17 protein-coding genes are annotated in these 25,172 nt (G+C 72.4%); 5 read left to right on the forward strand and 12 right to left on the reverse strand.

Features of this window, described 5'->3' with window-relative positions:
* Positions 1-87 precede the first annotated feature (87 nt).
* From FDO69_RS02165 to FDO69_RS02190, 6 genes are all read right to left on the reverse strand, one after another.
* Positions 88-1,725: a succinic semialdehyde dehydrogenase gene (locus FDO69_RS02165; RefSeq protein WP_104777842.1), complete on the reverse strand. Its 1,638-nt coding sequence runs from the start codon at positions 1,723-1,725 to the stop codon at positions 88-90.
* 137 nt (positions 1,726-1,862) lie between these two features.
* On the reverse strand, positions 1,863-3,629 hold the full coding sequence (locus FDO69_RS02170) for a serine/threonine-protein kinase (RefSeq protein WP_104777843.1): 1,767 nt from the start codon (positions 3,627-3,629) through the stop codon (positions 1,863-1,865).
* A gap of 184 nt (positions 3,630-3,813) precedes the next feature.
* On the reverse strand, positions 3,814-4,986 hold the full coding sequence (locus FDO69_RS02175) for a serine/threonine-protein kinase (protein ID WP_104777928.1): 1,173 nt from the start codon (positions 4,984-4,986) through the stop codon (positions 3,814-3,816).
* A 69-nt stretch (positions 4,987-5,055) separates the two neighbouring features.
* Positions 5,056-6,780, reverse strand: a complete 1,725-nt coding sequence (locus FDO69_RS02180) for a serine/threonine-protein kinase (protein WP_104777844.1) — start codon at positions 6,778-6,780, stop codon at positions 5,056-5,058.
* A 167-nt stretch (positions 6,781-6,947) separates the two neighbouring features.
* Positions 6,948-9,461 carry a protein kinase gene (locus FDO69_RS02185; protein ID WP_104777845.1) on the reverse strand — a complete coding sequence of 838 codons (2,514 nt, stop codon included), beginning with the start codon at positions 9,459-9,461 and terminating at the stop codon, positions 6,948-6,950.
* Between the two features lie 153 nt (positions 9,462-9,614).
* Positions 9,615-11,681, reverse strand: a complete 2,067-nt coding sequence (locus FDO69_RS02190) for a serine/threonine-protein kinase (protein WP_104777846.1) — start codon at positions 11,679-11,681, stop codon at positions 9,615-9,617.
* Between the two features lie 171 nt (positions 11,682-11,852).
* Here FDO69_RS02190 and FDO69_RS02195 point away from each other — a divergent pair, with 171 nt between their 5' ends.
* Entirely contained in the window at positions 11,853-12,896 is a 1,044-nt protein-coding gene (locus FDO69_RS02195; protein ID WP_104777847.1) for a serine hydrolase domain-containing protein, read from the forward strand.
* A 357-nt stretch (positions 12,897-13,253) separates the two neighbouring features.
* Here the strand turns inward: FDO69_RS02195 and FDO69_RS02200 are convergent, their stop codons facing one another.
* The gene (locus FDO69_RS02200) at positions 13,254-14,960 is read right to left on the reverse strand and encodes a glycerol-3-phosphate dehydrogenase/oxidase (protein ID WP_104777848.1); all 1,707 of its coding nucleotides are present in this window, start codon (positions 14,958-14,960) and stop codon (positions 13,254-13,256) included.
* A gap of 269 nt (positions 14,961-15,229) precedes the next feature.
* On the opposite strand from FDO69_RS02200, the gene FDO69_RS02205 reads away from it, so the two are divergent.
* Positions 15,230-16,438 carry a nucleotide sugar dehydrogenase gene (locus tag FDO69_RS02205; protein ID WP_104777849.1) on the forward strand — a complete coding sequence of 403 codons (1,209 nt, stop codon included), beginning with the start codon at positions 15,230-15,232 and terminating at the stop codon, positions 16,436-16,438.
* Between the two features lie 850 nt (positions 16,439-17,288).
* Here FDO69_RS02205 and FDO69_RS02210 read toward each other — a convergent pair.
* The 4 genes from FDO69_RS02210 to FDO69_RS02225 all read right to left on the reverse strand — a co-directional run bounded on the left by FDO69_RS02210 (position 17,289) and on the right by FDO69_RS02225 (position 21,860).
* Positions 17,289-18,413 carry a GuaB3 family IMP dehydrogenase-related protein gene (locus tag FDO69_RS02210; RefSeq protein ID WP_104777850.1) on the reverse strand — a complete coding sequence of 375 codons (1,125 nt, stop codon included), beginning with the start codon at positions 18,411-18,413 and terminating at the stop codon, positions 17,289-17,291.
* A gap of 105 nt (positions 18,414-18,518) precedes the next feature.
* On the reverse strand, positions 18,519-20,024 hold the full coding sequence (gene guaB, locus FDO69_RS02215; RefSeq protein WP_104777851.1) for an IMP dehydrogenase: 1,506 nt from the start codon (positions 20,022-20,024) through the stop codon (positions 18,519-18,521).
* Between the two features lie 152 nt (positions 20,025-20,176).
* On the reverse strand, positions 20,177-20,764 hold the full coding sequence (locus FDO69_RS02220) for a sigma-70 family RNA polymerase sigma factor (RefSeq protein ID WP_033311556.1): 588 nt from the start codon (positions 20,762-20,764) through the stop codon (positions 20,177-20,179).
* A 484-nt stretch (positions 20,765-21,248) separates the two neighbouring features.
* Positions 21,249-21,860 carry a response regulator transcription factor gene (locus FDO69_RS02225; protein WP_003948568.1) on the reverse strand — a complete coding sequence of 204 codons (612 nt, stop codon included), beginning with the start codon at positions 21,858-21,860 and terminating at the stop codon, positions 21,249-21,251.
* A 380-nt stretch (positions 21,861-22,240) separates the two neighbouring features.
* On the opposite strand from FDO69_RS02225, the gene FDO69_RS02230 reads away from it, so the two are divergent.
* Positions 22,241-22,570 carry a WhiB family transcriptional regulator gene (locus FDO69_RS02230; RefSeq protein ID WP_104777852.1) on the forward strand — a complete coding sequence of 110 codons (330 nt, stop codon included), beginning with the start codon at positions 22,241-22,243 and terminating at the stop codon, positions 22,568-22,570.
* 60 nt (positions 22,571-22,630) lie between these two features.
* Here the strand turns inward: FDO69_RS02230 and FDO69_RS02235 are convergent, their stop codons facing one another.
* Entirely contained in the window at positions 22,631-23,530 is a 900-nt protein-coding gene (locus FDO69_RS02235; protein ID WP_104777853.1) for a LysR family transcriptional regulator, read from the reverse strand.
* A gap of 80 nt (positions 23,531-23,610) precedes the next feature.
* Between FDO69_RS02235 and FDO69_RS02240 the strand changes: the two genes are divergently transcribed.
* The gene (locus tag FDO69_RS02240; protein ID WP_104777854.1) at positions 23,611-24,279 is read left to right on the forward strand and encodes an MOSC domain-containing protein; all 669 of its coding nucleotides are present in this window, start codon (positions 23,611-23,613) and stop codon (positions 24,277-24,279) included.
* Positions 24,280-24,373: 94 nt separating this feature from the next.
* A complete protein-coding gene (locus FDO69_RS02245) occupies positions 24,374-25,147 on the forward strand; it encodes an SDR family NAD(P)-dependent oxidoreductase (RefSeq protein ID WP_104777855.1) in 774 nt (257 codons plus the stop codon).
* Positions 25,148-25,172: the final 25 nt, after the last annotated feature.

Below are 25,172 nucleotides of genomic sequence, written 5' to 3' on the forward strand. Positions count from 1 at the left end.
TGTCCGTGCGGGCCGTGTGTGGTGGGGCGCGCCCGCGCGGCGGAGCCGCACATCGATACGGCCCCGCGCCCCTTGAAAGAAGGGCGTCTACCGGAACCTGAACGCCTTCATCAGGCGCAGGCTCCTGCTCATGAACTGGGCGTACTTCTCGTCGTCCATGCCCAGGGACGGGGCCATGGGAAGCACCCGCTGGTGGGCGACCGTCTGGGCCTCGGTGTACTTGAGGATGCCCTCGGAGCCGTGGCGGCGGCCGAGGCCCGAGTCCTTCATCCCGCCCATGGGCGACTGCACGCTGCCGTACGCGGGTGCGTAGCCCTCGTTGATGTTGACCGTGCCGGTGCGCAGACGGGCGGCGACCTCCTGGCCGCGGCGGCCGTTCTTCGTCCAGACCGAGGCGTTCAGGCCGTAGGCGGTGGCATTGGCGCGCTCGATGACCTCGTCCTCGTCGGTGAAGCGGTAGACCGACACCACCGGCCCGAACGTCTCCTCGCCGCAGACGGACATGTCCGTGACGACCCCGTCGAGGATCGTCGGCTCGAAGAAGTACGGGCCGATGTCGGGGCGGGCCACACCGCCCGCGACGACCTTCGCGCCCTTGGCCACGGCCTCCTCCACGTGCCGCGTCACCGTCTCCAGCTGGCGCTCGCCGACCAGGGAGCCCATGTCGGCGCCGTACGCCAGGGACGTGCCGAGGCGCATCGCCTTCGTCCGGGCGGCGAAGCGCTCCAGGAAGGCGTCCGCGATCGACGCGTGGACGTAGAGCCGCTCGATGGAGATGCAGAGCTGGCCGGCGGAGGAGAAGCAGGCACGGACGGCGCCGGCGGCGGCCTTCTCGATGTCGGCGTCCTCCAGGACCAGCATGGGGTTCTTGCCGCCGAGTTCGAGGGAGACGCCGATCAGCCGGGTGGCGGCGCCCTGGGCGACCTCGCGGCCGGTGCGGGTGGAGCCGGTGAAGGAGACGTAGTCGGCGTGCCGGACGATCTCGGGGCCGACGACGGGGCCGTCACCGAGGACGACCTGGAAGACATCGGCGGGCAGACCGGCCTCGATGAGCAGGTCACGGGCCCACAGCGCGGTGAGGCAGGTCTCCGTGTCCGGCTTCATGACGACCGCGTTGCCCGCGGCGAAGGCCGGGAGCGCGTCGCCGACCGACAGTTCCAGCGGGTAGTTCCAGGGGGCGATCTGGCCGACGACACCGCGTGGGTGGCGCAGCTCGGTGACCTTGGTGAGGGTCGGCATGGCGCCGGCGTGCCGCTTGGGGCGGAGGTAGGCGGGGGCCTTGCGGCCGTAGTGCCGGGCGGCGACCGCGACGGCCTGGACCTCCTCGTGGGCGTGCAGGCGGGCCTTGCCGGTCTCCAGCTGGATCAGGTCGAGCACCTCGGCCTGGCGCTCCAGCACCAGGTCGTGGAAGCGGAGCAGGACGGCGGCGCGCTGCCGTACGGGGGTCTGCGCCCACACGGCCTGGGCGGCGCGGGCCAGCTCGAAGGCCGTCGCCACGTCCTCGGGCGTCGACTCGGGCAGGTCGGCCAGCTTCTCGCCGGTGAGCGGCGTGTGGTTGGCGGTCCGGCCGGAGCCGAGCACCCCCTTCGTGAGCTGGGCGACCAGCTCGGGCGTGACCACGTCCGCGGCGGTGCGGGCGCCCTCCGGGGCGGGGGCGAGGGGGTTCGTACCGGCCTGTGCCGTGCCGGTCTCTGCCGTCTTCTCGGCGGCCTGCGCGTCCGTCATGAGGCGCAGGGTATGCCGCTCCGCAGGCTTTGGGTACCCGTCGGTAATACGGCTTCACCGACTGCACACACGACGCCAGTGACTGCTGGCAACAAACGCGCTGATCAGGACGTTGTGCGGTGCCGGGTGTGGGTGATTCAGCCTTTTACGATCCCGAGCCGCTCCCGGGCCTCCTCGAACACCGAGATGCCCTCCTTCTCCTCCGGTGTGCCCCTGGGCATGTCGACACGCAGCTCGTACATGCGGTCGTCGTCGGTCCGGACGACCGCCCGCATGAGCCGCCTGGAGGTCTCGCCCCGACGGTAGGCGGTGTCGGCGAGGGCGGCTTCGTGCCCCTGGACGCTGGTGCGGGCGTACCGGGTTTCTCCCCCGGTGTCGTGCGCTCTGGCCTGCTCCATCGGCGCGGCCGGGGCCTTGTCCCAGGCGATCAGGCGGACCTCGATCGTGCCGGTCCGCGTGTCGCCGTAGAGAGTCGTGCGGGGCTGGTCGGCCGCGTTGCCGGTCCGGCCGAGGGGGCGGTAGTGGCCGGGGAGGTGGAGGACGGCTGCCATGTCCGGCTCGGCATGCGGGGTCCAGGCGTCGGTCACGTCGGCGGCCTGTCCGGCGCTCTCCGCGCTGCTGGTGTCGGCGAGTTGGGTGACGGCCCCTATGCCACCGGCGAGCAATGCGGAGAGCAGGGCGAGGGGGCCGGGGCGGAGGAGGCTCTGGCGCTTGGGGGGCAGCGGTTCTTCCTGCGCCCGGGGGTGGAGGTGCTGCTGCGCGAGGGGTATGGCGTCGTGCTGCTGCGCGGCGTCCGGTCCGGTGCCCGCGGTCTCGTCCGCCCCCGTCACCACCCCCGCGGGCACGGCGCCGGAATCCGCAGCAGGCACCGGGGCGAGCGGGCCGGAGCCTGCGGCAGGCACCGGGGTCGGCGGGGCGGCACGCACCGGCGCGGGCTGTCGTACGGCCCGGTCGGCGGGGTGCACCGTGTGCTCTGCCGCCCGGGGTGTTTCGGTCCGTGCCGGTCCGGCCACCGCCTCCAGTTCCTTCGCGACCTCCTCCGCGTCCGGCCGCCGTTCGGGGTCCGGCACCAGCAGCCGGGCGATCAGCGGCCCGAGGGGCCCGGCCCGCGTCGGTTCGGGCGGTTCGGCGGCGAGGACCGCGGCGAGCGTGGCCTCCGGCGTGGTCCGCAGGAACGGGGACGAGCCCTCCACGGCCGCGTACAGCAGCGCGCCCAGGGACCACAGGTCGGAGGCGGGCCCCGCCATCCGGTCCGACATCCGCTCGGGCGCGACGAACTCCGGCGAGCCTGCGAACTCCCCGCTCCCCGTGCGGGGATCCTCGCCCTGCCCGTGGCCGATACCGAAGTCGGTGACGACGACGCGCCGGTCCGAACCGAGCAGTACGTTGGCGGGCTTCACGTCCCGGTGCACGATGCCGACGGAGTGCGCCGCGCGCAGGGCACCGAGGACGGCGAGGCCGATCCGGGCGGCTTCGGGCACGTCGACCGGGCCGCGCCGGAGTCTGTCGCGCAGGGACTCGCCGTGGACCAGCTCCATGACGATCCACGGCATTCCGTCGAGCGCCTCGGCCGCGTCGAGCTCGTCGGGGCCGACCGGGCCCGGGCGTTCGTCGCGCTGCTCCGGCTCGACGACCACGTCGTGGATGGTGACGGCGGCGGGATGGCCGACGCGGGCGGCGGCCCGGGCCTCGCGGTGGAGCCGGTGGGCTGCCCGCCGGTGGCTCTCGTCCTCCGGCCCGCCCGGCAACCGGGGTTGTCTGACGGCTACTTCACGCTGCGCGAGTTCGTCGAGGGCCCGCCAGACGGTGCCCGTGCCGCCGGTACCGATGCGCTCGATCAGCCGGTACCGCCCGCCGACCGTCCGGCCCCGGGCGTCGTCGGTCCCGCCCCCGTCGTTGCTCATGCCCCATCAGTACCCCGCGGGACGCTTTCTTGTCGACGCGGGTCGTTTCCGGGGGTGTTGGGCGGGTGGGATCAGGTCTTTCCGATGTCCGGGTGCGCGATCGCCGCGCGCGCCACCTCACGTCCCCGGCCGGTACTCCGGGGCGGGTTCTTCTCCAGCCAGGGGGCGGTACGAGCCCCGGCGGTCACGGGGTGGGCGCGGACGTGCTCGGGGAGGCCTGCCGGGTCACCGGGGTCTTCGGCGTGGGCGGTGCGGTACTCGTCGGCGTGGGGCCGACGCCCCCGTCGCTCCCGTCCCTGAGCAGCGCCGCCGCGGACACCCCGGCTCCCGCCATCGCCGCGACCAGCAGCGCCGCGATGAGGGCGCGCCGCGCGGGCTGCCGGAGGAAGGGTTCCTCCGGCCGGTGCGGACCAGTCGGGTTCACCGGCGGTCCGGGCGGTTGCCGGACGGCGGGATCCTGCGGTCGTTTCCGTGGTGCTGCCCCCACCGTCGGCGCGTACCCGGGCGGCGGCATCGGCGGCATACGGCCCGTGTCACGGAAGGCCCGGAGCATCCGTTCCGCCCGGCCCGCGTCCAGCCGCCGGTCCGGATCACGCTCCAGCAGACCGCGTACGACGGGCAGGAGCGGTCCGGCCTGGGCGGGCGGCTGGATGTCGCCCACGACGACGGCGTGCAGGACGCCGCCCAGCGAGTCACGGTGGAACGGCGACTCCCCGCTGAGGGCCGCGCACAGCAGCGCGCCCAGCGACCACAGGTCGGACTCGGGCCCGGTCCTGACCCCGGACATCCGCTCCGGCGCGGTGTACTCGGGCGAGCCGACGAAGGCTCCGTTCTCGGTGAGCGTGGGGGTGCCCGCGACCTGGGCGATGCCGAAGTCGGTGAGGACGACGCGGTCGGTGCCGGTCTCCAGCAGCACGTTGTCCGGCTTGAGGTCCCGGTGCAGCACCCCGGCCGCGTGCGCGGCGCCCAGCGCGCCGAGCAGGGCGATGCCGATGCGGGCCGCTTCGGCGGCGTCGACCGGGCCCTGGTGGGCGAGCCGGTCGGCGAGCGAGCCGCCCTCGATGAACTCCATGACGATGTAGGGGCGTTCGCCGTCCTCGACGACATCGTGGACGACGATGATGTGCGGGTGGCTCAGCTGGGCGACGGCCCGGGCCTCGCGCAGCGTGCGGTCCCGCTGCCGGCGCGCCTGCGCCGCGGAGAGCGTCTCGTCGTAGGGGAGCTCCTTGACGGCCACGCTCCGGCCGAGGAGCTGGTCGGTCGCCCGCCAGACCACTCCCATGCCGCCACGACCGAGCCTTGCCTCCAGGCGATAACGCCCCGCGACCACACGGAAGTCGGCTCCCTCGGTCCCCATGCGCCCCATCATGCCGCAGACGGCGACGACGCCCACCAAATCCGGTCGCCGCCCGGCACCGCGGTGTGCCTACCGGGGCTGTTGCCACCCTTGCAGTACCCACTTGAACTGCTTGCTCGTCGTCGCCCAGTCCTTCTCCGGTGAGGAGATGTAGATCGCGTACTCGACGCCGTCCCGCGAGAAGTACGTCTCCTCGACGGCGTGGCGCGGCCCGGCGACGTAGGGGGGATCCTTGGCCAGCGCCGTCCAGGTGTACTCCCACAGCGAGCCCCTGCGGTCCCGGTAGGTGTTGTCCTCCATGGTCACCCGCTTGTAGTTCACCAGCCTCTGGACCTGCTGCTCGAGGTCCTCCTGGTGGGACCGGGCGTCGGCGAAGTCCGGTGACGGGTCGATGGCGATGCGGACGAAGTGCCGGCCGCCGTCCGGCGAGTAGTCGATCTGCTTGAGCTCGCCCTGCGGGCCGAAGGGCTTGCGCTTCCAGCCCTTGGGCAGGTAGAGGCTGAATCCCACGGGATCCTCGTAGCGAATCCAGCTGTCCGGAACCGATCCGCCGGTCGCCCGCGTGCTCGTGGACGTCGTCGAGCCGGACCCGTCGCTCTGCGACGGTCCGTTCCACTGCTGGAGCACCACGGCCGTGCCCCCGCCGATGATGGCCGCGAGCGCGACCACCAGGGCCAGGGTGCGCAGCCGGCGGCGCCTGCCCGAACCGGTCGGCTGCGGGCCCCCCGCAGCCGGGCCGACCACGCTGGGGCCGTAGGGCGGAGTGCCCGCCGTGGACGTTCCGGTGGCCGGGTGGCCGGCCAGGGGCGGGAGCGGCGTCCCGGTGTGCGACCCCGAGCCGGTGCCGAGCCGGCCGGTGCCGGAGGTTCCGGTGGCCGTACCGCTGGTGGCCGTCCCCGTGTCCGTTCCGCTGTGGTGGTCGCGGTACGGCGTCGTCCCCGCGTACTGCGTCGGCACGTACGCCTGCGCCCCGTTCGGCCGCCGGCCCTCCGCCGCCTCGGCGAGCATCTGTTCGGCCTCGGACACGTCGGGCCGGGTGGCCGGATCCTTGCGCAGCAGGGCGGTGATGACGGGGGCGAGCGGTCCGGCGTGCCGGAGCTCGGCGGCCTCTTCCTCGACCACGGCCTGCATGGTGGTGAGCGGTGTGGTGCGGCGGAACGGCGACCGGCCCTCCACGGCCGTGTAGAGCGTCGCGCCGAGTGCCCAGAGGTCGGAGGAGGGGCCGGGGTCGTGGCCGCGCACCCGCTCGGGCGCCAGGTAGTCGACCGAGCCGACGACCTCTCCGGTGCGGGTGATGGTCGTGTCGCCTTCGATCTGGGCGATGCCGAAGTCCGTGAGCAGCACGCGCCGGTCGCTGCCGAGCAGGACGTTGCCCGGCTTGATGTCGCGGTGCAGGACGCCCGCGGTGTGCGCGGCGCGCAGGGCCCGCAGCACCCACAGGCCGATGCGCGCCGCCTCGCGCGGCTCGACGCGCCCCTCCTCCTTGACCGCGTCGGCCAGGGAACGGCCCTCGACCAGTTCCATCACGATCCAGGGGCGGCCGTCGTGCTCCAGTACGTCGTGCACCGTGACGACCGCGGAGTGGTTGATCCGCGCGGCTGCCCTGGCCTCGGCCCGGGTGCGCGCCAGCAGGATCGCCTGCTCGCTCTCGGAGACGTAAAGGGCGGCGGTCAACTCCTTGATGGCGACCGATCGGTGCAGCACCTCGTCATGCGCACGCCAGACCCGGCCCATGCCGCCACTGCCGATGGATTCGGCCAGCCGGTAGCGGCCCGCGACGAGCAGGCCCTGCATCTGATTCACGTTGCCCCGCAATGGTCTTGACAGGGTCAGCGTAAGGACCCGCCCTCACCCAGGGAACAAGCGGGGTACCACGGTGACCGCACTGTGACGGTTGTCGCCTGCCGGGACGGGAGGCAACCAGAGTGTGAACGGCGGCGTACAGGCGGCGCGCCGGACGCTCACTTCGTCGCCTTGTACGTCGCCGCCGCCTGCTCGTAGAGCCGGGTCACCTCGTCCCGTTCGGACTCCGGGCCGCGCACCTGCACCACGTGGTAACGCCCCTCGACCAGCATCGCGAGGTTGCGGACGTACAACTCGCCCCCGTCGCCGCCGGTCCAGGTGAACTGCCCCTCGGCCATGGTCCGTCCGCCCACCTCGATCGTCTTCAGCCCGGTGGAGGTGGCCCAGCTGGAGTCCCGGTACGGCTGCAGCTCCGGCTCCTTCTCCCGCTGGTAGGCCATCGGATCACGTCCGTGCTCCGACGCGCTGTCCCGGCCCGGTACGACGATGAGCTCGAAATCGCCCTTGGAGTAGACGACCTGGCCGCTGCCGCCCCGCGCGGCGCGGCTCCAGCCCTTGGCGACGGCCACCTGGAAGCCCGCCGGGTCCTTGCGCAGGGTGAATCCGTCGGCGGCACCGGGGCCGGTGGTCTGCGTCTCGGTGGTGCCGGCCGACGACGAGGGGCTCTTCTCCGGCTCGGGCGAGGTCTGCTCGGGCCGGGGCTCGCTGCTGGCGTCCGGCTCGGGCGCCTGACTCACCTCACCGGCGGCACCGGTGCGGTCCGTGCCGCCAGCGCCCTCGCTGTCCGACTTGGGCATGAAGAGCATGGCGTAGGCGATCGCCGCGGCCATCGCGAGCAGGACCAGCAGGAGCAGGGTGCGGCCGAGGCGGCGCGGCGAACCGGACTCCTTCTTGGCCCGCTTGTGCCGCCCGTGATGCGCGGGCAGCCCTGCCTTCCGCCGCCGCACCAGCTCGCCCCTGCGCCGTACGACGGGCAGCCGGCTGGCGTCCACGGGCGGCGCCGCGACGACGTGCACCCCGGCCTCCGGCTCGGGCGCCGAGCGCACCAGCGAGCGCAGCCAGCCCCGCACTTCCTCGAAGTCGAGGCGCTCGGTGGGGTCCTGGCGCAGCAGCGACTCCACGACCGGCCGCAGCGGCCCGCACTCCTCGGCGTAGGCGGGCGGTTCCGCGCACACCATCTGCACCAGCTCGGCCGTCGACTCCTCCGGGTAGGGCGCATGCCCCTGTACGGCCCTGAAGAGCAGCGCGCCGAGCGCCCACAGGTCGGTCGCGGGACCGATCGGCGCCGCCAACTGCCAGTTCTCGTGCACGGGTCCGGCCTGCTCCGGCGCCCAGCGCTCGGTCACCGGCCCGACCACGGCCATCCGCGCCTGCCGCGCCCGTTCGGCGGCCAGCGCCGTGGCCGGGCCGCGCCGGGGGGCGGGGGTGTCGGCGACCAGGTCGTCCCACCGGGTGGACTCGCCCTGGGCCTCGGTCTCGGGGGCCGGCGGGAGCGCCGCCTGCTCTCCACCGCGCGGCGTCGGCGCGCCACCGGTCGTGCCGCGAGGCGTGGCGCCATGCCAAGCGGTCGACCGTGGACCGCCGTCCACCCCGTAGGGGTCCGCGATCCGCCCCGGCGGTACGGCGCCGGGGGCCGTGCCCTGCCCGGGGATGTACGGCGACTGGGACGATCCGCTGCCGTAGGGTGCCGCGTCGCCGTCCGGGGCGGGCCGGACTCCGGGCAGGGCCGCCCGCCCACCCTGCTGAACCTCCTGCACCCGTGCTGCGGCCCGGGCACCCGCCCGGTAGGCCGCGATCGCCCCGGCACGCGCCGCCCGCGGGTCCCCGCTGTCCTCCACCGGCCCGCGCGCGGGCACCACCCGTGCACCGCCCGCGGTGTCACCTCCTGCCGAGGGCAGCCCTCTGGCCTCCCGGGCCTCTATGGCAGCGCGCCGCGCGGCCTCGGGATCACCGGAGCCACCGGCCGGCCCCGAACCTCCCGGAGCGCTGACGCCGCGGACCGGCCCGGCACCGCCACCCTCCTGCCCCGACGGCTGCCCGGACTCCTCGAAGGCCGGTTCCGGAACCGGGTCGTACCCGCACAGGGCCTCCTCGGCGGCACCCACCGCGAGCCCGGTCAGCATCACCCGGCCGTCGTCGCAGACGAGCACCGTGCGCGCGGTGATGTTCCGGTGCACCCAGCCGTGCGCATGCAGCACCCGAAGGGCCATCAGCACGTCGGAGGCCACCTCGGCCGCCCGGTACGGCGTCAACGGCTTCTCGGCGAGCAGCGCCGCCAGCGGGCGCGCGGCCACCAGTTCACTGACGATCCACAGCGAGCCGCCCTCGGCGAACACGTCGAAGACCTGGTCGAGCCGGGGATGGTCGGGAATGGCCGCGGCGGCCTGCGCCGCCTCCACCGCGCGTCGCACCACCGGGTCCGTGGGCCGCCTCGGGCCACCACGTCCGCCGGGCCGCCGCGCGCCGCCGTGTCTGGCGGTGAAACCGTCGGGCAGCCCCTCCGCGTCGAGCACCTCGGCCTCGACCACCTCGGGCAACGGGATCTGCCGGACCAGGACTTCCTGTCCGCTGTAGGTGTCGAAGGCCCGGGTCTCGGTGAGTTCGTACTCGTCGGACGGAGGCAGCGGCAGGCGGTAGCGGTCGGCCAGCACCCGACCCGCGTAGTCGTCCACGTTGCCTCCCCCGGCAGCCCGGTCGGTCCCATCCGTTCGCCCCACGGTCCGCTCCGACTGCGCACGGTCCGCAAATATTTACGATACGTGCCGCAGGCAACCCGCAACGGAGGGATGCCAGATCTCACTCCCCAAACCCCGGGGGCCTCATGCTCAGGACTTGGGTTCGAAGGTCTTCGTCAGGGTCCGCCACGTCTCCTTGCGCAGCGCGCCGTCCCAGTCGGACGCCTTCGCCGTGTACATCAGCGCGTACCCCTGCCGGTCGTCCACCACGAAACCCCGGTCGATCGTCCGGTACTTGGTGCCGCCGTCGGTGTAGGTGAACTCCCAGTCGGCCGTGTTCCAGTCGCGGTAGTCCACCTTCTCTATGCGGATCTTCTTGTACTGCGCGCGCACCATGTAGCGTTCCTGGCTCTTCCAGTCCGCCACCGGGTCGCCCTTGGGCGTGGACGTCCAGGCGATGAGCAGCTTCTGCCCGTCGGGCCCGGTGAAGCGGTCGCCCGCCGCACCCGTCGACTGGTACTTCCAGCCCTTCGGCAGACCGATCGAGTACCCCTGGCTTCCCTGGTGAGTGGACTGCGCGGCGGTGCCCTTCCCGCCGGAGCCGCCCTCGTCCGACGAGCCGCTCGCCTGGCCGTCAGGCTTGCTGTTCGAGGCGGCTCCGGACGGCGTCGCCTGGGTCTTCGTGCCGTCCGTGCGCGTGCCGTCGCTCTCGTCGCCCTTGGTGTCCGCGCTGCTCGACGCAGTGGCGACGGTCTTCCCGCCGCCCTTGCCGGAGGCCCCCTCCGAGCCCTTGTCGTCACCGCTGAGCGCGATGGCGAGCACGGTGCCGATCACGGCGAGCACCACGACCACCGCGATGATCATCAGGGTCCGTCGCGGCACCACGTCGGTGAGCGGCGCCCGGGGCACCGGCCTCTGCGGCAGGTCCGGCGGCGGCATCACGGGCCACCCCGAACTCCGCCCTCCGGAGGCCGTCTTCGACTCCGGCGCGCTCCGCTCACCGGCGCCCGTGGACGCGGCCGAGCCCGACTGCGCCACGGACGCACCCGCGGCGCCGGCCCGCCCCGCGCCGCTGTCCGACGCGGAGGAGGTCGTACCCGCCGCCCCGGAGGCGGCCTCGTCGGCACCGGACGGGGCCGAAGCGGATTTGGCGGAAGCCGCCGCCGATCCCACGGCTGCGGATCCCGCCGCGGCCTTGCGCACGGAACGCAGTGCTCCGCGCAGCCGCTCCCCGGCCTCCTCGCCGCGCTTGCTCCCGGCGCCCGCCGAACTCCCCTTGCGCGAGGACCTGTCCGGCTGCGCGGGCAGCGGCACGACCTTCGTGGCGTCCATCGGCTCCGGCTCGGCCGTTGCCGGCGCGTGCAGCACCGAGTTCAGCATCGCCCGGGCGCCCGCGTCGTCGAGTCGCTGCGCGGGGTCCTTGGTGAGCAGCCCGTGGATGACGTCCGCCAGCGGACCGGCGTTCTTCGGTTCCTCCAGCGGCTCGGTCATCACGGCCGTGAGAGTCGCTATGGCCGACCCCTTGTCGTACGGCGGCGCGCCCTCCACCGCCGCGTACAGCAGGCCCCCGAGCGACCACAGGTCGGCCGCCGGACCCGGCTTGTGCCCACGCGCCCGCTCCGGGGAGATGTAGGAGGGCGCGCCGACGAGCATGCCGGTCGAGGTGATGGACGGGTCGCCCTCGACCTGGGCGATGCCGAAGTCGGTGAGCACGACCCGGCCGTCCTCGGCGATCAGCACGTTCGACGGCTTCACGTCGCGGTGCAGGATGCCCTCGCGGTGGGCGGACCGCAGCACGTCGAGGACGGCGAGCCCGACCTCCGCGGCACGCTTCGGGTCGAGGAGGCCGTCCTCCCGGATGACCTCGGCGAGCGACTTGCCCTCGACGAGTTCCATGACGATCCAGGGCCGGTCGTCCTCCTGGACCACGTCGAAGACCGTCACGGCGCTGTTGTTACGGATCCGCGCGATCGCCTTGGCCTCGCGCAGCGTCCGCGTGATCAGCCGCCGCTTCTCCTCCTCGTCGATGTTCGACGGGAACCGCAGCTCCTTGACGGCGACCGTCCGCCCGAGGGTCTCGTCCTGGGCCCGCCACACGGTGCCCATGCCGCCGCGGCCGAGCACCTTGCCCAGCCGGTAACGCCCCGCGAGGAGACGCTCCCTGTTGTCCTGACGAGTGTCCTGACGAGATGTGCCCGCCCGCTCCGCCTCCGACATGCGTCCCCTCATGCAACCCGCCCTGACAGAGCCTCCATTGTCTCTCACCCGACAAGTGCCCGGCGCCCAGGGGCCCCCTGGCGGACACCGGCGGCCCCGCCGGGCGCGAACCCGGGTGCGGCGGGCCCCACGCCGCCTTGCATGATGGGCTCTGACCTGGGAGGAGCCCGTATGCCACCGATTCGGACCTTGCTGGCCCTGCCGGTGGTCGCCGCCCTGTTCGGTCTGCCCCCGGCCGACTCGTCGGCCCTGTCGATGCCGCCCACGGACGCGGTGCTGCCCCTGCTGGTGACCCAGGGCAGGGCCCCGGCCGCGGCCCTGCTGGCCCAGGAGGGCACCACCTCCCGCTATGCCGCCGCCGGTTCGTCGATCGCCCGGTCGGACCACTTCCGCGCCGGCAGCATCACGAAGACGTTCATCGCGACGGTCGTGCTGCAACTGGCCGCCGAACACCGGCTGTCACTGTCCGACACGGTGGAGCAGCACCTGCCCGGCCTGGTGCGGGGAGCCGGCAACGACGGCCGCGCGCTGACCCTGCGCTCCCTGCTCACCCACACCAGCGGCCTGCGCGACTACACCAAGGACACCGACGGGACCGCGCCCGTCACACCCCGTCAGGCCCTGAACCTCGCTCTCACCCACCCTCCGGCCGAACGCGGCCGCTTCTCGTACTCGAACACCAACTACGTCCTGCTCGGCCTGGTCATCCAGCAGGTCACCGGCCACTCGTACGCCGCCGAGGCCGAGCGCCGCATCCTCACTCCCCTGCGTCTGACGGGCACCTCCTTCCCCGGATCCCGCTCCTCGCTGCCCTCCCCGCACGGCCGCGCCTACACCGCCGACGGCACCGACGTCACCGAACTCGACCCGCGGGTGGCCGGGGCCGCGGGTGAGTTGGTGACCACGCTCGCCGACCTCGACCGCTTCTACGGGGCGCTGCTCGGCGGCCGGCTGCTGCCCCCGCACTGGCTGCGCGAGATGCTCGACACCCGTGCCGCACACGGCGCGTACGGCATGGGGCTCTTCCCCGAGAGGCTTCCGTGCGGCACGACGGTGTGGGGACACAACGGGCACATATCCGGCAGCTACGCGCGCACCGCAGCCACCGTCGACGGCCGACGTGTCCTCACCTTCCGCGTGAACACGGACGCGATAGCCGATCCCGGTCTCGAACCCGCGGTGCTCGCGGCCGAGTTCTGCCCCCGCACCTCGTAGAACGACCGGGTTCCGAACGAAGATCCCGCTTCCCGACACTCGTTCGGGTGATGTCCGGCAGGCCAGGGAGGGCAGACAGGGCCTGACAGACCTGGCAGCCCCGGCAGACCTGGCAGGGCCGGCAAAACCTGGCAGCCCCGGCCACACCCGGCACAGCCCCACCGTGCCCGGCGCACCCTGGCCGTAACCGGCACAGCCCAACCCCGCCCGGCGCACCCTGGCCGTAACCGGCACAGCCCGGCCGTAACCGGCACATCCGCACCGTGCCCGGCACAGCCCCACCGTGCCCGGCACAGCCCCACCATGCCCGGCACAGCCCAGCCGCACCCGGCACACCCCGGCCGCACCCCCGCAGGGTCACAACGGCACGATGTCCGGCGCCCCCAGCCGTGCCGCGTCCGCCGTCAGGTCGTCCGGCTGCCGCTGCGACTCCCGCTCGGCCTCCACCCGCTTCTGGTAGTGCTCGACCTCGCGCTCGATCTGGCCCTTGTCCCAGCCGAGCACGGGCGCCATCAGCTCGGCGGCGTCACGTGCGCTGCGGGCGCCCCGGTCGAAGGTCTCGATCGAGATGCGCGTCCGCCGGGTCAGCACGTCGTCCAGGTGCCGCGCCCCCTCGTGGGAGGCCGCGTACACGATCTCGGCGCGCAGATAGTCGTCGGCCGCGGCCAGTGGCTCGCCCAGCGACGGGTCCTCGGCGATGAGCTGGAGAAGCTCCTCGGTCAACGTCCCGTAGCGGTTCAGCAGGTGCTCGACCCGCACCACATGCAGTCCGGTCCGGGCGGCGATCCGCGCCCGCGCGTTCCACAGCGCCCGGTAGCCCTCGGCGCCCAGCAGCGGCACGTCCTCGGTGACGCAGTCGGCGACGCGCATGTCGAGCCCGTGCACCGCCGCGTCCACCGCGTCCTTGGCCATGACCCGGTACGTCGTGTACTTGCCGCCCGCCACGACGACCAGCCCGGGCACCGGGTGCGCCACGGTGTGCTCGCGCGACAGCTTGCTGGTGGCGTCCGACTCGCCGGCGAGCAGCGGTCGCAGGCCCGCGTACACGCCCTGGACGTCGTCCCTGGTGAGCGGCACCGCCAGCACCGAGTTCACATGATCCAGCAGGTAGTCGATGTCCGCGCTGGACGCGGCCGGGTGCGCCTTGTCGAGGTCCCAGTCGGTGTCCGTGGTGCCGACGATCCAGTGCCGGCCCCAGGGGATCACGAACAGCACGGACTTCTCCGTGCGCAGGATCAGCCCGGTCGTGGAGTGGATCCGGTCGCGCGGCACGACCAGGTGGATGCCCTTGGACGCCCGGACGTGGAACTGTCCGCGCTCCCCGACCATCGCCTGGGTGTCGTCCGTCCACACGCCGGTGGCGTTGACGACCTGCTTGGCCCGGATCTCGTACTCGCCGCCGCCTTCGACGTCCTGCACCCTCGCTCCGACGACCCGCTCGCCCTCGCGCAGGAAGCCCGTCACCCGCGCGCGGTTCGCGGCCTTGGCGCCGTAGGCCACCGCCGTACGCACCAGGTTCGTCACGTACCGGGCGTCGTCCATCTGGGCGTCGTAGTACTGCAGTGCCCCGACCAGCGCGTCTTTCTTCAAGCACGGGGCCACGCGCAGGGCGTGAGAACGCGTCAGATGGCGGTGCATCGGCAGGCCCCGGCCGTGCCCCCGGGCCATGGACATGGCGTCGTACATGGCGACGCCCGAACCCGCGTACAGCCGCTCCCAGCCCTTGTGCTGCAACGGGTACAGGAACGGCACGGGCTTCACCAGATGCGGGGCGAGCCGCTCCAGCAGCAGGCCGCGCTCCTTCAGTGCCTCGCGGACGAGTGCGAAGTCGAGCATCTCCAGATAGCGCAGGCCTCCGTGGATGAGCTTGCTGGACCGGCTGGAGGTGCCGGACGCCCAGTCACGCGCCTCGACCAGACCTGTGGACAAGCCCCGGGTCACCGCATCGAGCGCGGTACCCGCACCCACCACGCCTGCACCCACGACCAGCACGTCCAGCTCGCGCTCGGCCATGGATGCGAGTGACTCGGCGCGCTGCGCCGGTCCGAGTGTCGCTGTCCTCACCGCTGCCTCCCGCTCATCGGTCGCGCCGGCCGCACCCGTCGGGTGCGGCCCCGTCCGTATCCCCCTGCCCAGATTCTGACCGGGTTGCCCGACTTCAGCCACCACGGGCCCGCAGCCTGTGGACAACGCTCACGGAACACTCACCGAAACTCGGCCGAGCAATCCCGCATATCGGTCATATTTACTCCTAGTCTGACATTGCGCTCGCCCGTCCTGTCCACAGGGCTTGCGTACCTGTCCCACTTCGGCTATCGGGAAGGACGGCCGCCATGCCCGCAGATCTCGCCGTCATCGGACTCGGCCCGTACGGCCTGCCCCTGGCCCAGGGCGCCGTCGCCGCCGGCATCCCCACCCTCGGCTACCGGACCGGCCCCGAGACGGGCTCGCTGAGCCCCGCCGAGCTGCGCCGGATGCTCTCGGGGGGCTTCCGGCCGGCCACCGACCCCGCCGAGCTCGGCAGGGTACGCACCGCGGTCATCTGCGCGCCGACTCCGCCCGGAGCCGACGGCGGGCTGGACCTGAGCCAGCTGGAAACGGCCGCCCGCACCCTGGCCGGCCATCTGCGCCCGCACACCACGGTGATCCTGGAGTCACCGGTGCACCCGGGGACGACAGAGGGATTCCTGCGTCCGCTCCTCGAAGAGGGCTCCGGGCTGCGTGCGGGCCGCGACTTCCACCTCGCCTACTCCCCCAGCCGTGTCGACCCCGGCAATCGCGACGTCACGCCGGCCACCACTCCCAAGGTCATCGGCGGTCTCACCCCGGCCTGCACCGAGTCGGCCGCCGCCTTCTACGGGCGGCTGACCGACAAGGTGGTACGCGCGCGTGGACTGCGCGAGGCGGAGACGGTGCACCTGCTGGAGACCAACTACCGGCACGTGAACATCGCCCTCGTGAACGAGATGGCCGTCCTCTGCAACGACCTCGGCGTCGACCTCTGGGACGTCGTCCGCTGCGCGGAGACCAAGCCGTTCGGCTTCCAGGCGTTCCGCCCGGGCCCCGGCGTGGGCGGCCACTCCGTCCCGCAGGACCTGACCGCCGGCGGCGGCCGCGGACTGCGCATGGTGGAACTGGCCCAAGAGGTGAACAACCGCATGCCGGGCTACGTCGTCCAGCGCGCCGCCACGCTCCTCAACGAACACGGCAAGTCGGCCCGGGGCGCGCGCGTGCTCCTCCTCGGTGTCACCTACAAGCCCGACCTCGCCGACCTCGAGGGCACCCCGGCCCGCGAGATCGCCCTGCGCCTGCGGGAACTGGGCGCGGCGGTCAGCTACCACGACCCCTACGTCCCGGCCTGGAGCGTCCTCGACCACCCCGTCCCCCGCGCGGACTCCCTCTACGAGGCAGCGGCCGACGCGGACCTGACCATCCTCCTCCAGCAGCACCGCACGTACGACCTCCAGGGCCTGTCGGTGAAGGCCCAGCTCCTGCTGGACACGCGAGGGGCAGCGCCCATGGGGGCGGCGCATCGGTTGTGAAGGGGGGCGCGTGGGGTGCGTGAGCCCAGGCGACCGGTGGCATGAGGCACGCGGCGCGGGTACCTTACGGACCACAGGTGGAGCCCACCGCAGCGGTCATTGCGGCAGGCTCCTGGATGGTTCACGGAGTGTCCGCCCCTAGTTCCTATGGGGGCGGCCGCTCACCATCCGAACAAGGTGGAGCCCACCGCAGCGGTCATTGCGGCAGGCTCCTGGATGGATCACGGAGTGTCCGCCCCTAGGTTCTGTGGGGGCGGCCGCTCACCATCCGAACAAGGTGGAGCCCACCGCAGTGGTCCCTGCGGCAGGCTCCTGGATGGTTCACGGAGTGTCCGCCCCTAGTTCCTATGGGGGCGGCCGCTCACCATCCGAACAAGGTGGAGCCCACCGCAGTGGTCCCTGCGGCAGGCTCCTGGATGGTTCACGGAGTGTCCGCCCCTAGTTCCTATGGGGGCGGCCGCTCACCATCCGAAAATCCGCAAGATCCACCTCCTCCGGCACTGCACCGTCCGAAGACGGAGTCGGTCCCAGCGGGTGGGCTTGCGGTGGCGTCCCATGGGCGCCCCCTTCCACGACGCCGCCCATTGACCCGGTGGGACGGCACGTCGGAATTCGGGCCGGGCCCCGAGGGCGGGGTCCGGACCGTGTCCTTGGAAGGGGGCACCCAGAAGAACCTGGGGCGCCGATCAAGGACACTAGCGCCTCGAAACCGCCTTCCACGGGGCTGAACGGCCCGAAGGCACCCATGCGCCCCCCATCGGCAACACGCGCCCCGTCACACCCACTTGGGCATGCAAAAGGGCCCGGCCACTCCCCTGAGCGACCAGGCCCTACTCAGCGTCGGAACGGACTACCGCCGGTGCTGCGAGTCCGCCACCGTCACCTCGACGCGCTGGAACTCCTTGAGCTCGCTGTAGCCGGTCGTGGACATGGCGCGGCGCAGGGCGCCGAAGAGGTTCATCGAGCCGTCGGGGGTGTGGGACGGGCCCGTGAGGATCTCCTCCAGGGTGCCGACCGTGCCGAGGGCGACCTTCTTGCCGCGCGGCAGCTCCTCGTTCACCGCCTCCATGCCCCAGTGGTGGCCCTTGCCCGGGCCGTCGGTCGCGCGGGCCAGGGGGGAGCCCATCATGACCGAGTCCGCGCCGCAGGCGATCGCCTTGGGCAGGTCACCGGACCAGCCGACGCCGCCGTCCGCGATCACGTGCACGTACCGGCCGCCCGACTCGTCCATGTAGTCACGGCGCGCCGCGGCCACGTCGGCGACCGCCGTCGCCATGGGGACCTGGATGCCGAGCACGTTGCGCGTGGTGTGCGCGGCGCCGCCGCCGAAGCCGACCAGCACACCGGCCGCGCCGGTGCGCATCAGGTGCAGGGCCGCCGTGTACGTGGCGCAACCGCCGACGATCACCGGGACGTCCAGCTCGTAGATGAACTGCTTCAGGTTCAGCGGCTCGTGCGCGCCGGAGACGTGCTCGGCGGAGACCGTCGTACCGCGGATGACGAAGATGTCCACGCCCGCGTCCACGACGGCCTTGGAGAACTGGGCGGTGCGCTGCGGGGAGAGCGCGGCGGCGGTGACGACGCCGGAGTCGCGCACCTCCTTGATGCGCTGCCCGATCAGCTCCTCCTTGATGGGAGCGGCGTAGATCTCCTGCAGACGGCGGGTCGCGGTCTCCGAATCCAGCTCGGCGATCTCGTCGAGCAGCGGCTGCGGGTCCTCGTAGCGCGTCCACAGGCCTTCGAGGTTCAGCACGCCGAGGCCGCCGAGCTCGCCGATGCGGATCGCGGTGGCCGGGGAGACGACCGAGTCCATGGGGGCGGCCAGGAAGGGCAGCTCGAAGCGGTAGGCGTCGATCTGCCAGGCGATCGAGACCTCCTTCGGGTCCCGGGTACGGCGGCTGGGGACGACGGCGATGTCGTCGAAGGCGTACGCCCGGCGGCCGCGCTTGCCGCGCCCGATCTCGATCTCAGTCACGTCTGTGGCCTTTCCCTGATGCGTTGCAGCGTCTTCCAGTATCGCCGACGGGCACGACGAGGGCGGCCCCGGATGCCCCGGGGCCGCCCTCGGAAGGCCGGGCCGCTACTTGCTGCGGCTGTAGTTCGGTGCCTCGACCGTCATCTGGATGTCGTGCGGGTGGCTCTCCTTGAGGCCCGCGGAGGTGATCCGGACGAAGCGGCCCTTGGTCTCCATCTCGTCGATGGAGGCGGCGCCCACGTAGCCCATCGTCTGGCGCAGGCCGCCGACGAGCTGGTGCAGGACGTTGGCCAGCGGGCCGCGGTAGGGCACCTGGCCCTCGATGCCCTCGGGCACGAGCTTGTCGTCGGAGCCGACCTCGGCCTGGAAGTAGCGGTCCTTCGAGTACGACCTGGCCTGGCCGCGGGACTGCATCGCGCCGAGCGAGCCCATGCCGCGGTACGACTTGAACTGCTTGCCGTTGATGAACTGCAGCTCGCCCGGGGACTCCTCACACCCGGCGAGGAGGCTGCCCAGCATCACGGTGTCGGCACCGGCGGCCAGCGCCTTGCCGATGTCGCCGGAGTACTGCAGGCCGCCGTCGCCGATCAGCGGGATGCCCGCCGGACGGGCCGCGAGGGACGCCTCGTAGATGGCCGTGACCTGCGGGACGCCGATGCCGGCGACCACGCGGGTGGTGCAGATGGAGCCGGGGCCGACGCCGACCTTGATGCCGTCGACACCGGCGTCGATCAGGGCCTGGGCGCCGTCACGCGTGGCGACGTTGCCGCCGATCACGTCGACGCCGACGCTCGACTTGATCTTCGCCATCCAGCTGAGGGCGTTGCTGTTGTGGCCGTGCGAGGTGTCGACGACCAGGAAGTCCACACCGGCACCGGCGAGCGCCTGGGCGCGCTCCAGGGCCTCGGGGCTGGCGCCCACGGCCGCGCCGACGAGCAGCCGGCCCTCGGAGTCCTTCGCCGCGTTGGGGTACTGCTCGGCCTTGACGAAGTCCTTGACCGTGATGAGGCCCTTGAGGACACCCGCGTCGTCGACCAGGGGAAGCTTCTCGATCTTGTGGCGGCGCAGCAGCTCCATGGCGTCCGCGCCGGAGATGCCGACCTTTCCGGTGACCAGCGGCATCGGGGTCATGACCTCACGCACCTGACGCGTGCGGTCCGACTCGAAGGCCATGTCGCGGTTGGTGACGATGCCGAGCAGCTTCTTGTTGCCGTCGGTGACGGGGACGCCGCTGATGCGGAACTTGGCGCACAGGGCGTCGGCCTCGGCCAGCGTCGCGTCGGGGTGCACCGTGATCGGGTCGGTGACCATGCCGGACTCCGAGCGCTTGACCAGGTCGACCTGATTGACCTGGTCCTCGATCGAGAGGTTGCGGTGCAGCACGCCGACGCCGCCCTGGCGGGCCATCGCGATCGCCATGCGTGACTCGGTCACCTTGTCCATCGCCGCGGAGAGCAGCGGGATGTTCACCCGGACGTTGCGGGAGATGCGGGACGAGGTGTCGACCGCGTTGGGGAGCACCTCGGATGCGCCCGGCAGCAGCAGCACGTCGTCGTAGGTCAGCCCGAGTGTCGCGAATTTTCCGGGCACTCCGTCGACGTTGGCAGTCATGACACCTTCCCCAAATGGCCTTGATCGGTGCGGATGTCCATGCTAACGGGAAGCGCGGCTGTCTCATTCCACGGTTCCGGTCGGCTCCGGGCTTCGTATGTTCGTACGGAAGCGGCGCACCGCCTGTTCAACTGAGGTCTGTTCCAGCAGGGCTACTGCTCGGCCAGCGCCCGCAGCCGGCTCAGCGCCCTGTGCTGAGCCACCCGGACCGCGCCGGGTGACATTCCCAACATCTGGCCGGTCTCCTCGGCCGTGAGCCCCACCGCGATGCGCAGCAGCAGCAGTTCCCGCTGGTTCTCGGGGAGGTTGGCGAGGAGTTTCTTGGCCCATTCCGCGTCGCTGCTGAGCAGGGCGCGCTCCTCCGGGCCCAGGGAGTCGTCCGGGCGCTCGGGCATCTCGTCGGAGGGGACGGCCGTCGAGCCGGGGTGGCGCATCGCCGCGCGCTGCAGGTCGGCGACCTTGTGGGCGGCGATGGCGAAGACGAACGCCTCGAAGGGGCGCCCGGTGTCCCGGTAGCGGGGCAGCGCGAGGAGCACCGCCACGCAGACCTCCTGCGCGAGGTCCTCCACGAAGTGCCGGGCGTCGCCCGGGAGACGGGACAGACGGGTGCGGCAGTAGCGCAGGGCCAGCGGGTGGACATGGGCGAGCAGGTCGTGCGTGGCCTGCTCGTCCCCGTCGACGGCGCGGTGGACGAGCGCACCGATCGCGCCCTGGGCATGGGCCGCCTCGTCGTCGCGCATCGGTCCATGGTGCCTTGCGGCCGCCGGGTCCGCGGCACCGCGCCCGTTGTTGTGCACCGAAGCGTTATGAGCAGGTGCGCCGGCACTCATCCCCTGCGCCCTCCCCTTCCGCTCGACCGACTCGTCCCCGAGGAACTCCACACCCTCAAGGATGCGGCATCCGCGGCGAAACGAGCAGCGGGCACCCTGCGGACCCCCGGCCCACCCGCGCCCACCTGGCTTTTCGTGCCCTCACGACGACCGCCGGGACCTGCCGTTCGAATCAGCCCGGGGACGTGGGTCCCCGACTGCGCCCTCCTGGGCTCCCGACCTCGCCCGGGCAGGGACGGACCCCCGACGGCGCCGTCGCCGGCCGCCGCCTCCGGCATACGCGGTCGCGGCTTCCGCGGGGGCATCCACATGCCCCCGCTCACCGGCCGGGGCCGGAGCCCCCGCCTCGGAGCCGGCCCGACCCGAAGGACGGGCGTGATCCGAACAACAGGCCCTAGCGCACCAGACCCCACCGGAAGCCGAGCGCCACGGCGTGGGCCCGGTCCGAGGCGCCGAGCTTCTTGAACAGGCGCCTGGCGTGGGTCTTCACGGTGTCCTCGGAGAGGAACAGCTCGCGGCCGATCTCGGCGTTCGAGCGGCCGTGGCTCATGCCTTCGAGGACCTGGATCTCACGTGCCGTGAGGGTGGGCGCCGCGCCCATCTCGGCCGAGCGCAGCCGGCGCGGGGCGAGCCGCCAGGTCGGGTCGGCCAGGGCCTGGGTCACCGTCGCGCGCAGTTCCGCGCGGGAGGCGTCCTTGTGCAGGTAGCCGCGGGCACCGGCGGCGACCGCGAGGGCCACGCCGTCCAGGTCCTCGGCGACGGTGAGCATGATGATGCGCGCACCGGGGTCGGCGGACAGCAGCCGCCGGACCGTCTCGACGCCGCCCAGTCCGGGCATGCGTACGTCCATCAGAATCAAGTCCGAGCGGTCGGCCCCCCAGCGGCGGAGGACTTCCTCGCCGTTGGCCGCCGTCGTCACGCGCTCTACGCCGGGCACGGTCGCCACCGCACGACGGAGCGCCTCTCGGGCAAGCGGGGAGTCGTCGCAGACGAGGACGGAAGTCATGACCGCCCTCCGCAGCTGATGCACGTCACCTTGAGCCTCCAGGCTGGTACGAAATCGTCACCTGTGCGGTCGACCGTCTCGGACGCAGGTCCGAGCACTTGTTCCTTCAACCGCCTCGCACTCTCAACGACGGTCACCCGAAAGAGTTACGGGGGCGGCTGCCCTCTTCGGCACTCTACGTGAGGGGACGGACACGGTGCAGACATGCACAGCAGACCTGCGAACTTTCATCACAAGCTATGCCCCATTCAGACCCATTTCTTCCGCTTTGCCAGTGTCTGGAGCTAGATTCGCAATGAGTCATATTTTCATCTCCTTAGATCGTAGTTGTACGGTCGTAGACACCGGATCCGCCCAAAACGGCTACAAGGGGTCACGTAATGGCAGATTTCTCCCGCCTTCCCGGACCGAACGCGGACCTGTGGGACTGGCAGCTGCTGGCTGCCTGTCGCGGGGTGGACAGCTCGCTCTTCTTCCATCCGGAGGGTGAGCGCGGTGCGGCGAGGAGCGCTCGTGAGAACTCGGCCAAAGAGGTCTGCATGAGGTGCCCCGTACGCGCGGAGTGCGCAGCCCACGCCCTGGCGGTGCGTGAGCCGTACGGCGTGTGGGGCGGGCTGACCGAGGACGAGCGCGAAGAGCTGATGGGGCGGGCGCGCAACCGGCTGGTGTCGGCGTCGGCATCGGGCGGGCACACCGCCTCGAACACCTGAAGGAACGTTTCTGCACAGGCACGCGCACGCGTGCCGTTGGTTTTTGACGCGAGTGGGCCGCTACTGGCGGCGGGCGGCCCGGGCCAGCTGGTCGAGTGTCGCCGCCACGGCCGGGACCTGTGCGAGGTCGGGCAGGGTGAGCGCGACGATCTCCCGCCGCACCGCCGGTTCCAGCCGCACGGCGCGCACTCCCCGGGGCCGGACCGACTCGACGGCCAGCTGGGGAAGGACGGCCACGCCCAGGCCGGCCCCGACGAGGCCGACGACCGCGGGGTAGTCGTCGGTCGCGAAGTCGATGCGCGGGGCGAAGCCGGCCGCCGCGCACACCTCGACCAACTGTCCGCGGCAGCGCGGGCAGCCCGCGATCCACGGCTCCTCGGCGAGCTCGCCGATCGCGACGGACTGCGCGCCCGCGAGCCGGTGGCGCTCCGGCACGAGCGCGACGAGCCGGTCCGACAGCAGCGGTCGCACGACGAGGTCGTCCCACTCCTCCGCACCGACCGCGCCCTCGTAGCGGAAGGCGAGCGCCACGTCGCAGTCGCCCTCGCGCAGCAGGCCCACGGAGGCGGGCGGCTCGGCCTCCTCCAGGGAGACACGGGTGCCGGGGTGCGCCTCGCGCAGTGCGGCGAGGGCCGTGGGGACGAGGGTGGAGCTGCCGCTGGGGAAGGAGACGAGCCGGACCCGTCCGGCGCGCAGCCCGGCGATGGCGGCGACCTCCTCCTCCGCCGCCGTGAGCCCGGCGAGGATCCCGGCGGCGTGCCGCACCAGGGCCTCACCGGCCTGGGTCAGGCGCATCTCGCGTCCGGTGCGGATCAGCAGCGGCGTGCCGACGGAGGTTTCCAGGGCCTTCATCTGCTGGCTGACGGCGGGCTGGGTGCAGCCCAGCTCGCGGCCCGCGGCGGAGAAGGAGCCGGTGGTCGCGACGGCGCGCAGGACACGGAGATGACGAGCTTCGATCACCCCTAGAGGATAAGTCACTCTTTGATGTCGCGACCGATAATGCGTCGACGCTTTGGGGTCCGGTCGCCTACCGTGCGGGCATGAGGCTTCTGTCAGTGAATCTGGGTCGTGCCGAGGCCGTGCCGTACACGGACAACCCGGAGGGGGTGACCGGGATCGACAAGCGGCCGGTGGACGGGCCGGTGCGGGTGTCCGCGCCCGGTCCCAAGGGCATCGGCGGGAGCGGGCTGGCCGGGGACGCGGTGTGCAAGCTGGAGCACCACGGCGGCGACGACCAGGCGGTGTACGCCATGGCTCGCGAGGACATGGACGCGTGGGAGCGCGAGCTGGGCCGGACGCTGCCCGACGGCGCGTTCGGCGAGAACCTCACGACCCGCGGGCTGGACGTGTCCGGCGCCCTGATCGGCGAGCGCTGGCGCATCGGCCCCGAGGTGATACTGGAGATCACCTCCGGGCGGATCCCGTGCCGTACGTTCCAGGGCCATCTGGACGAGAAGGGCTGGGTGAAGCGGTTCACGCGGCGGGGGGCGCCGGGGGCGTATCTGCGAGTGATCGAGCCCGGGGAGATCCGCGCGGGCGATGCCGTCGAGATCGTGCACCGGCCCGGCCACGACGTGACCGTGGCCCTGCAGTTCCGGGCGGTGACGACCGAGCGGGCGCTGCTGCCGCGGCTGGTGGCCGCGGGCGAGGCCCTGCACCCGGAGGTGCTGAGGACGGCCCGTGAATATCAGGAGAAGTACGGGGCCTGACGGCCGCTCGCCACGCCTGTCTCCACCGACCCTTCACCACGGACGGCCCCCGGGGGAAGCGGATGCACTCGGTCCGGGTCACTAACCTTCTGCCATGACAACGGCTCTGATTACGGGATCGACGGCAGGCATCGGGGCCGCGTTCGCGCGGCGACTGGCGGCGGACGGGCACAACCTGGTGCTGGTGGCCCGCGACACCAAGCGGCTTCGGGAGCAGGCGACCGAGCTGCACGACCGGCACGGCATCGAGGCGGAGGTGCTGACGGCCGACCTGGCCGAGGACAAGGGCATCGAGGCGGTGGCCGGACGGCTCGGCGACCGCAAGAGCCCCGTCGACCTGCTGATCAACAACGCCGGGTTCGGCAACAAGGGCCGCTATCTCGACGTCTCCATGGCGGACGAACTGCGGATGCTGAAGGTGCACTGCGAGGCGGTGCTGCGGTTGACGTCGGCGGCGACCGGAGCGATGCGCGAGCGGGGCCGCGGCGGCGTCGTCAATGTCGCGTCGGTGGCCGCCTTCGTCCCCCGGGGCACCTACGGCGCGTCCAAGGCCTGGGTCGTGCAGTTCACGCAGGGCGCGGCGCGCGACCTGGCCGGCAGCGGCGTGCGGCTGATGGCGCTCTGCCCGGGGTTCGTGCGCACCGAGTTCCACGACCGGGCCGGGATGGGCACCGACAACATCCCGGGCTGGATGTGGCTCGACGCGGACAAGCTGGTGGCGGCGGCGCTGCACGATCTGGCGCGCGGCAAGACGCTGTCCGTTCCGGACCCGCGCTACAAGGCGCTGATGGGCGCGGCGAAGCTGGTGCCGCGGGGGATGCTCGGGGCCGTTTCCTCCAGGACGGGTCGGAAGTACGGGCCGCAGTAGCAGCCTTGGGCCAAGAGGCGACGGA

It is taken from the genome of Streptomyces tibetensis, assembly GCF_007655005.1.
In the GTDB taxonomy this organism is placed as follows: Bacteria; Actinomycetota; Actinomycetes; order Streptomycetales; family Streptomycetaceae; genus Streptomyces; species Streptomyces tibetensis.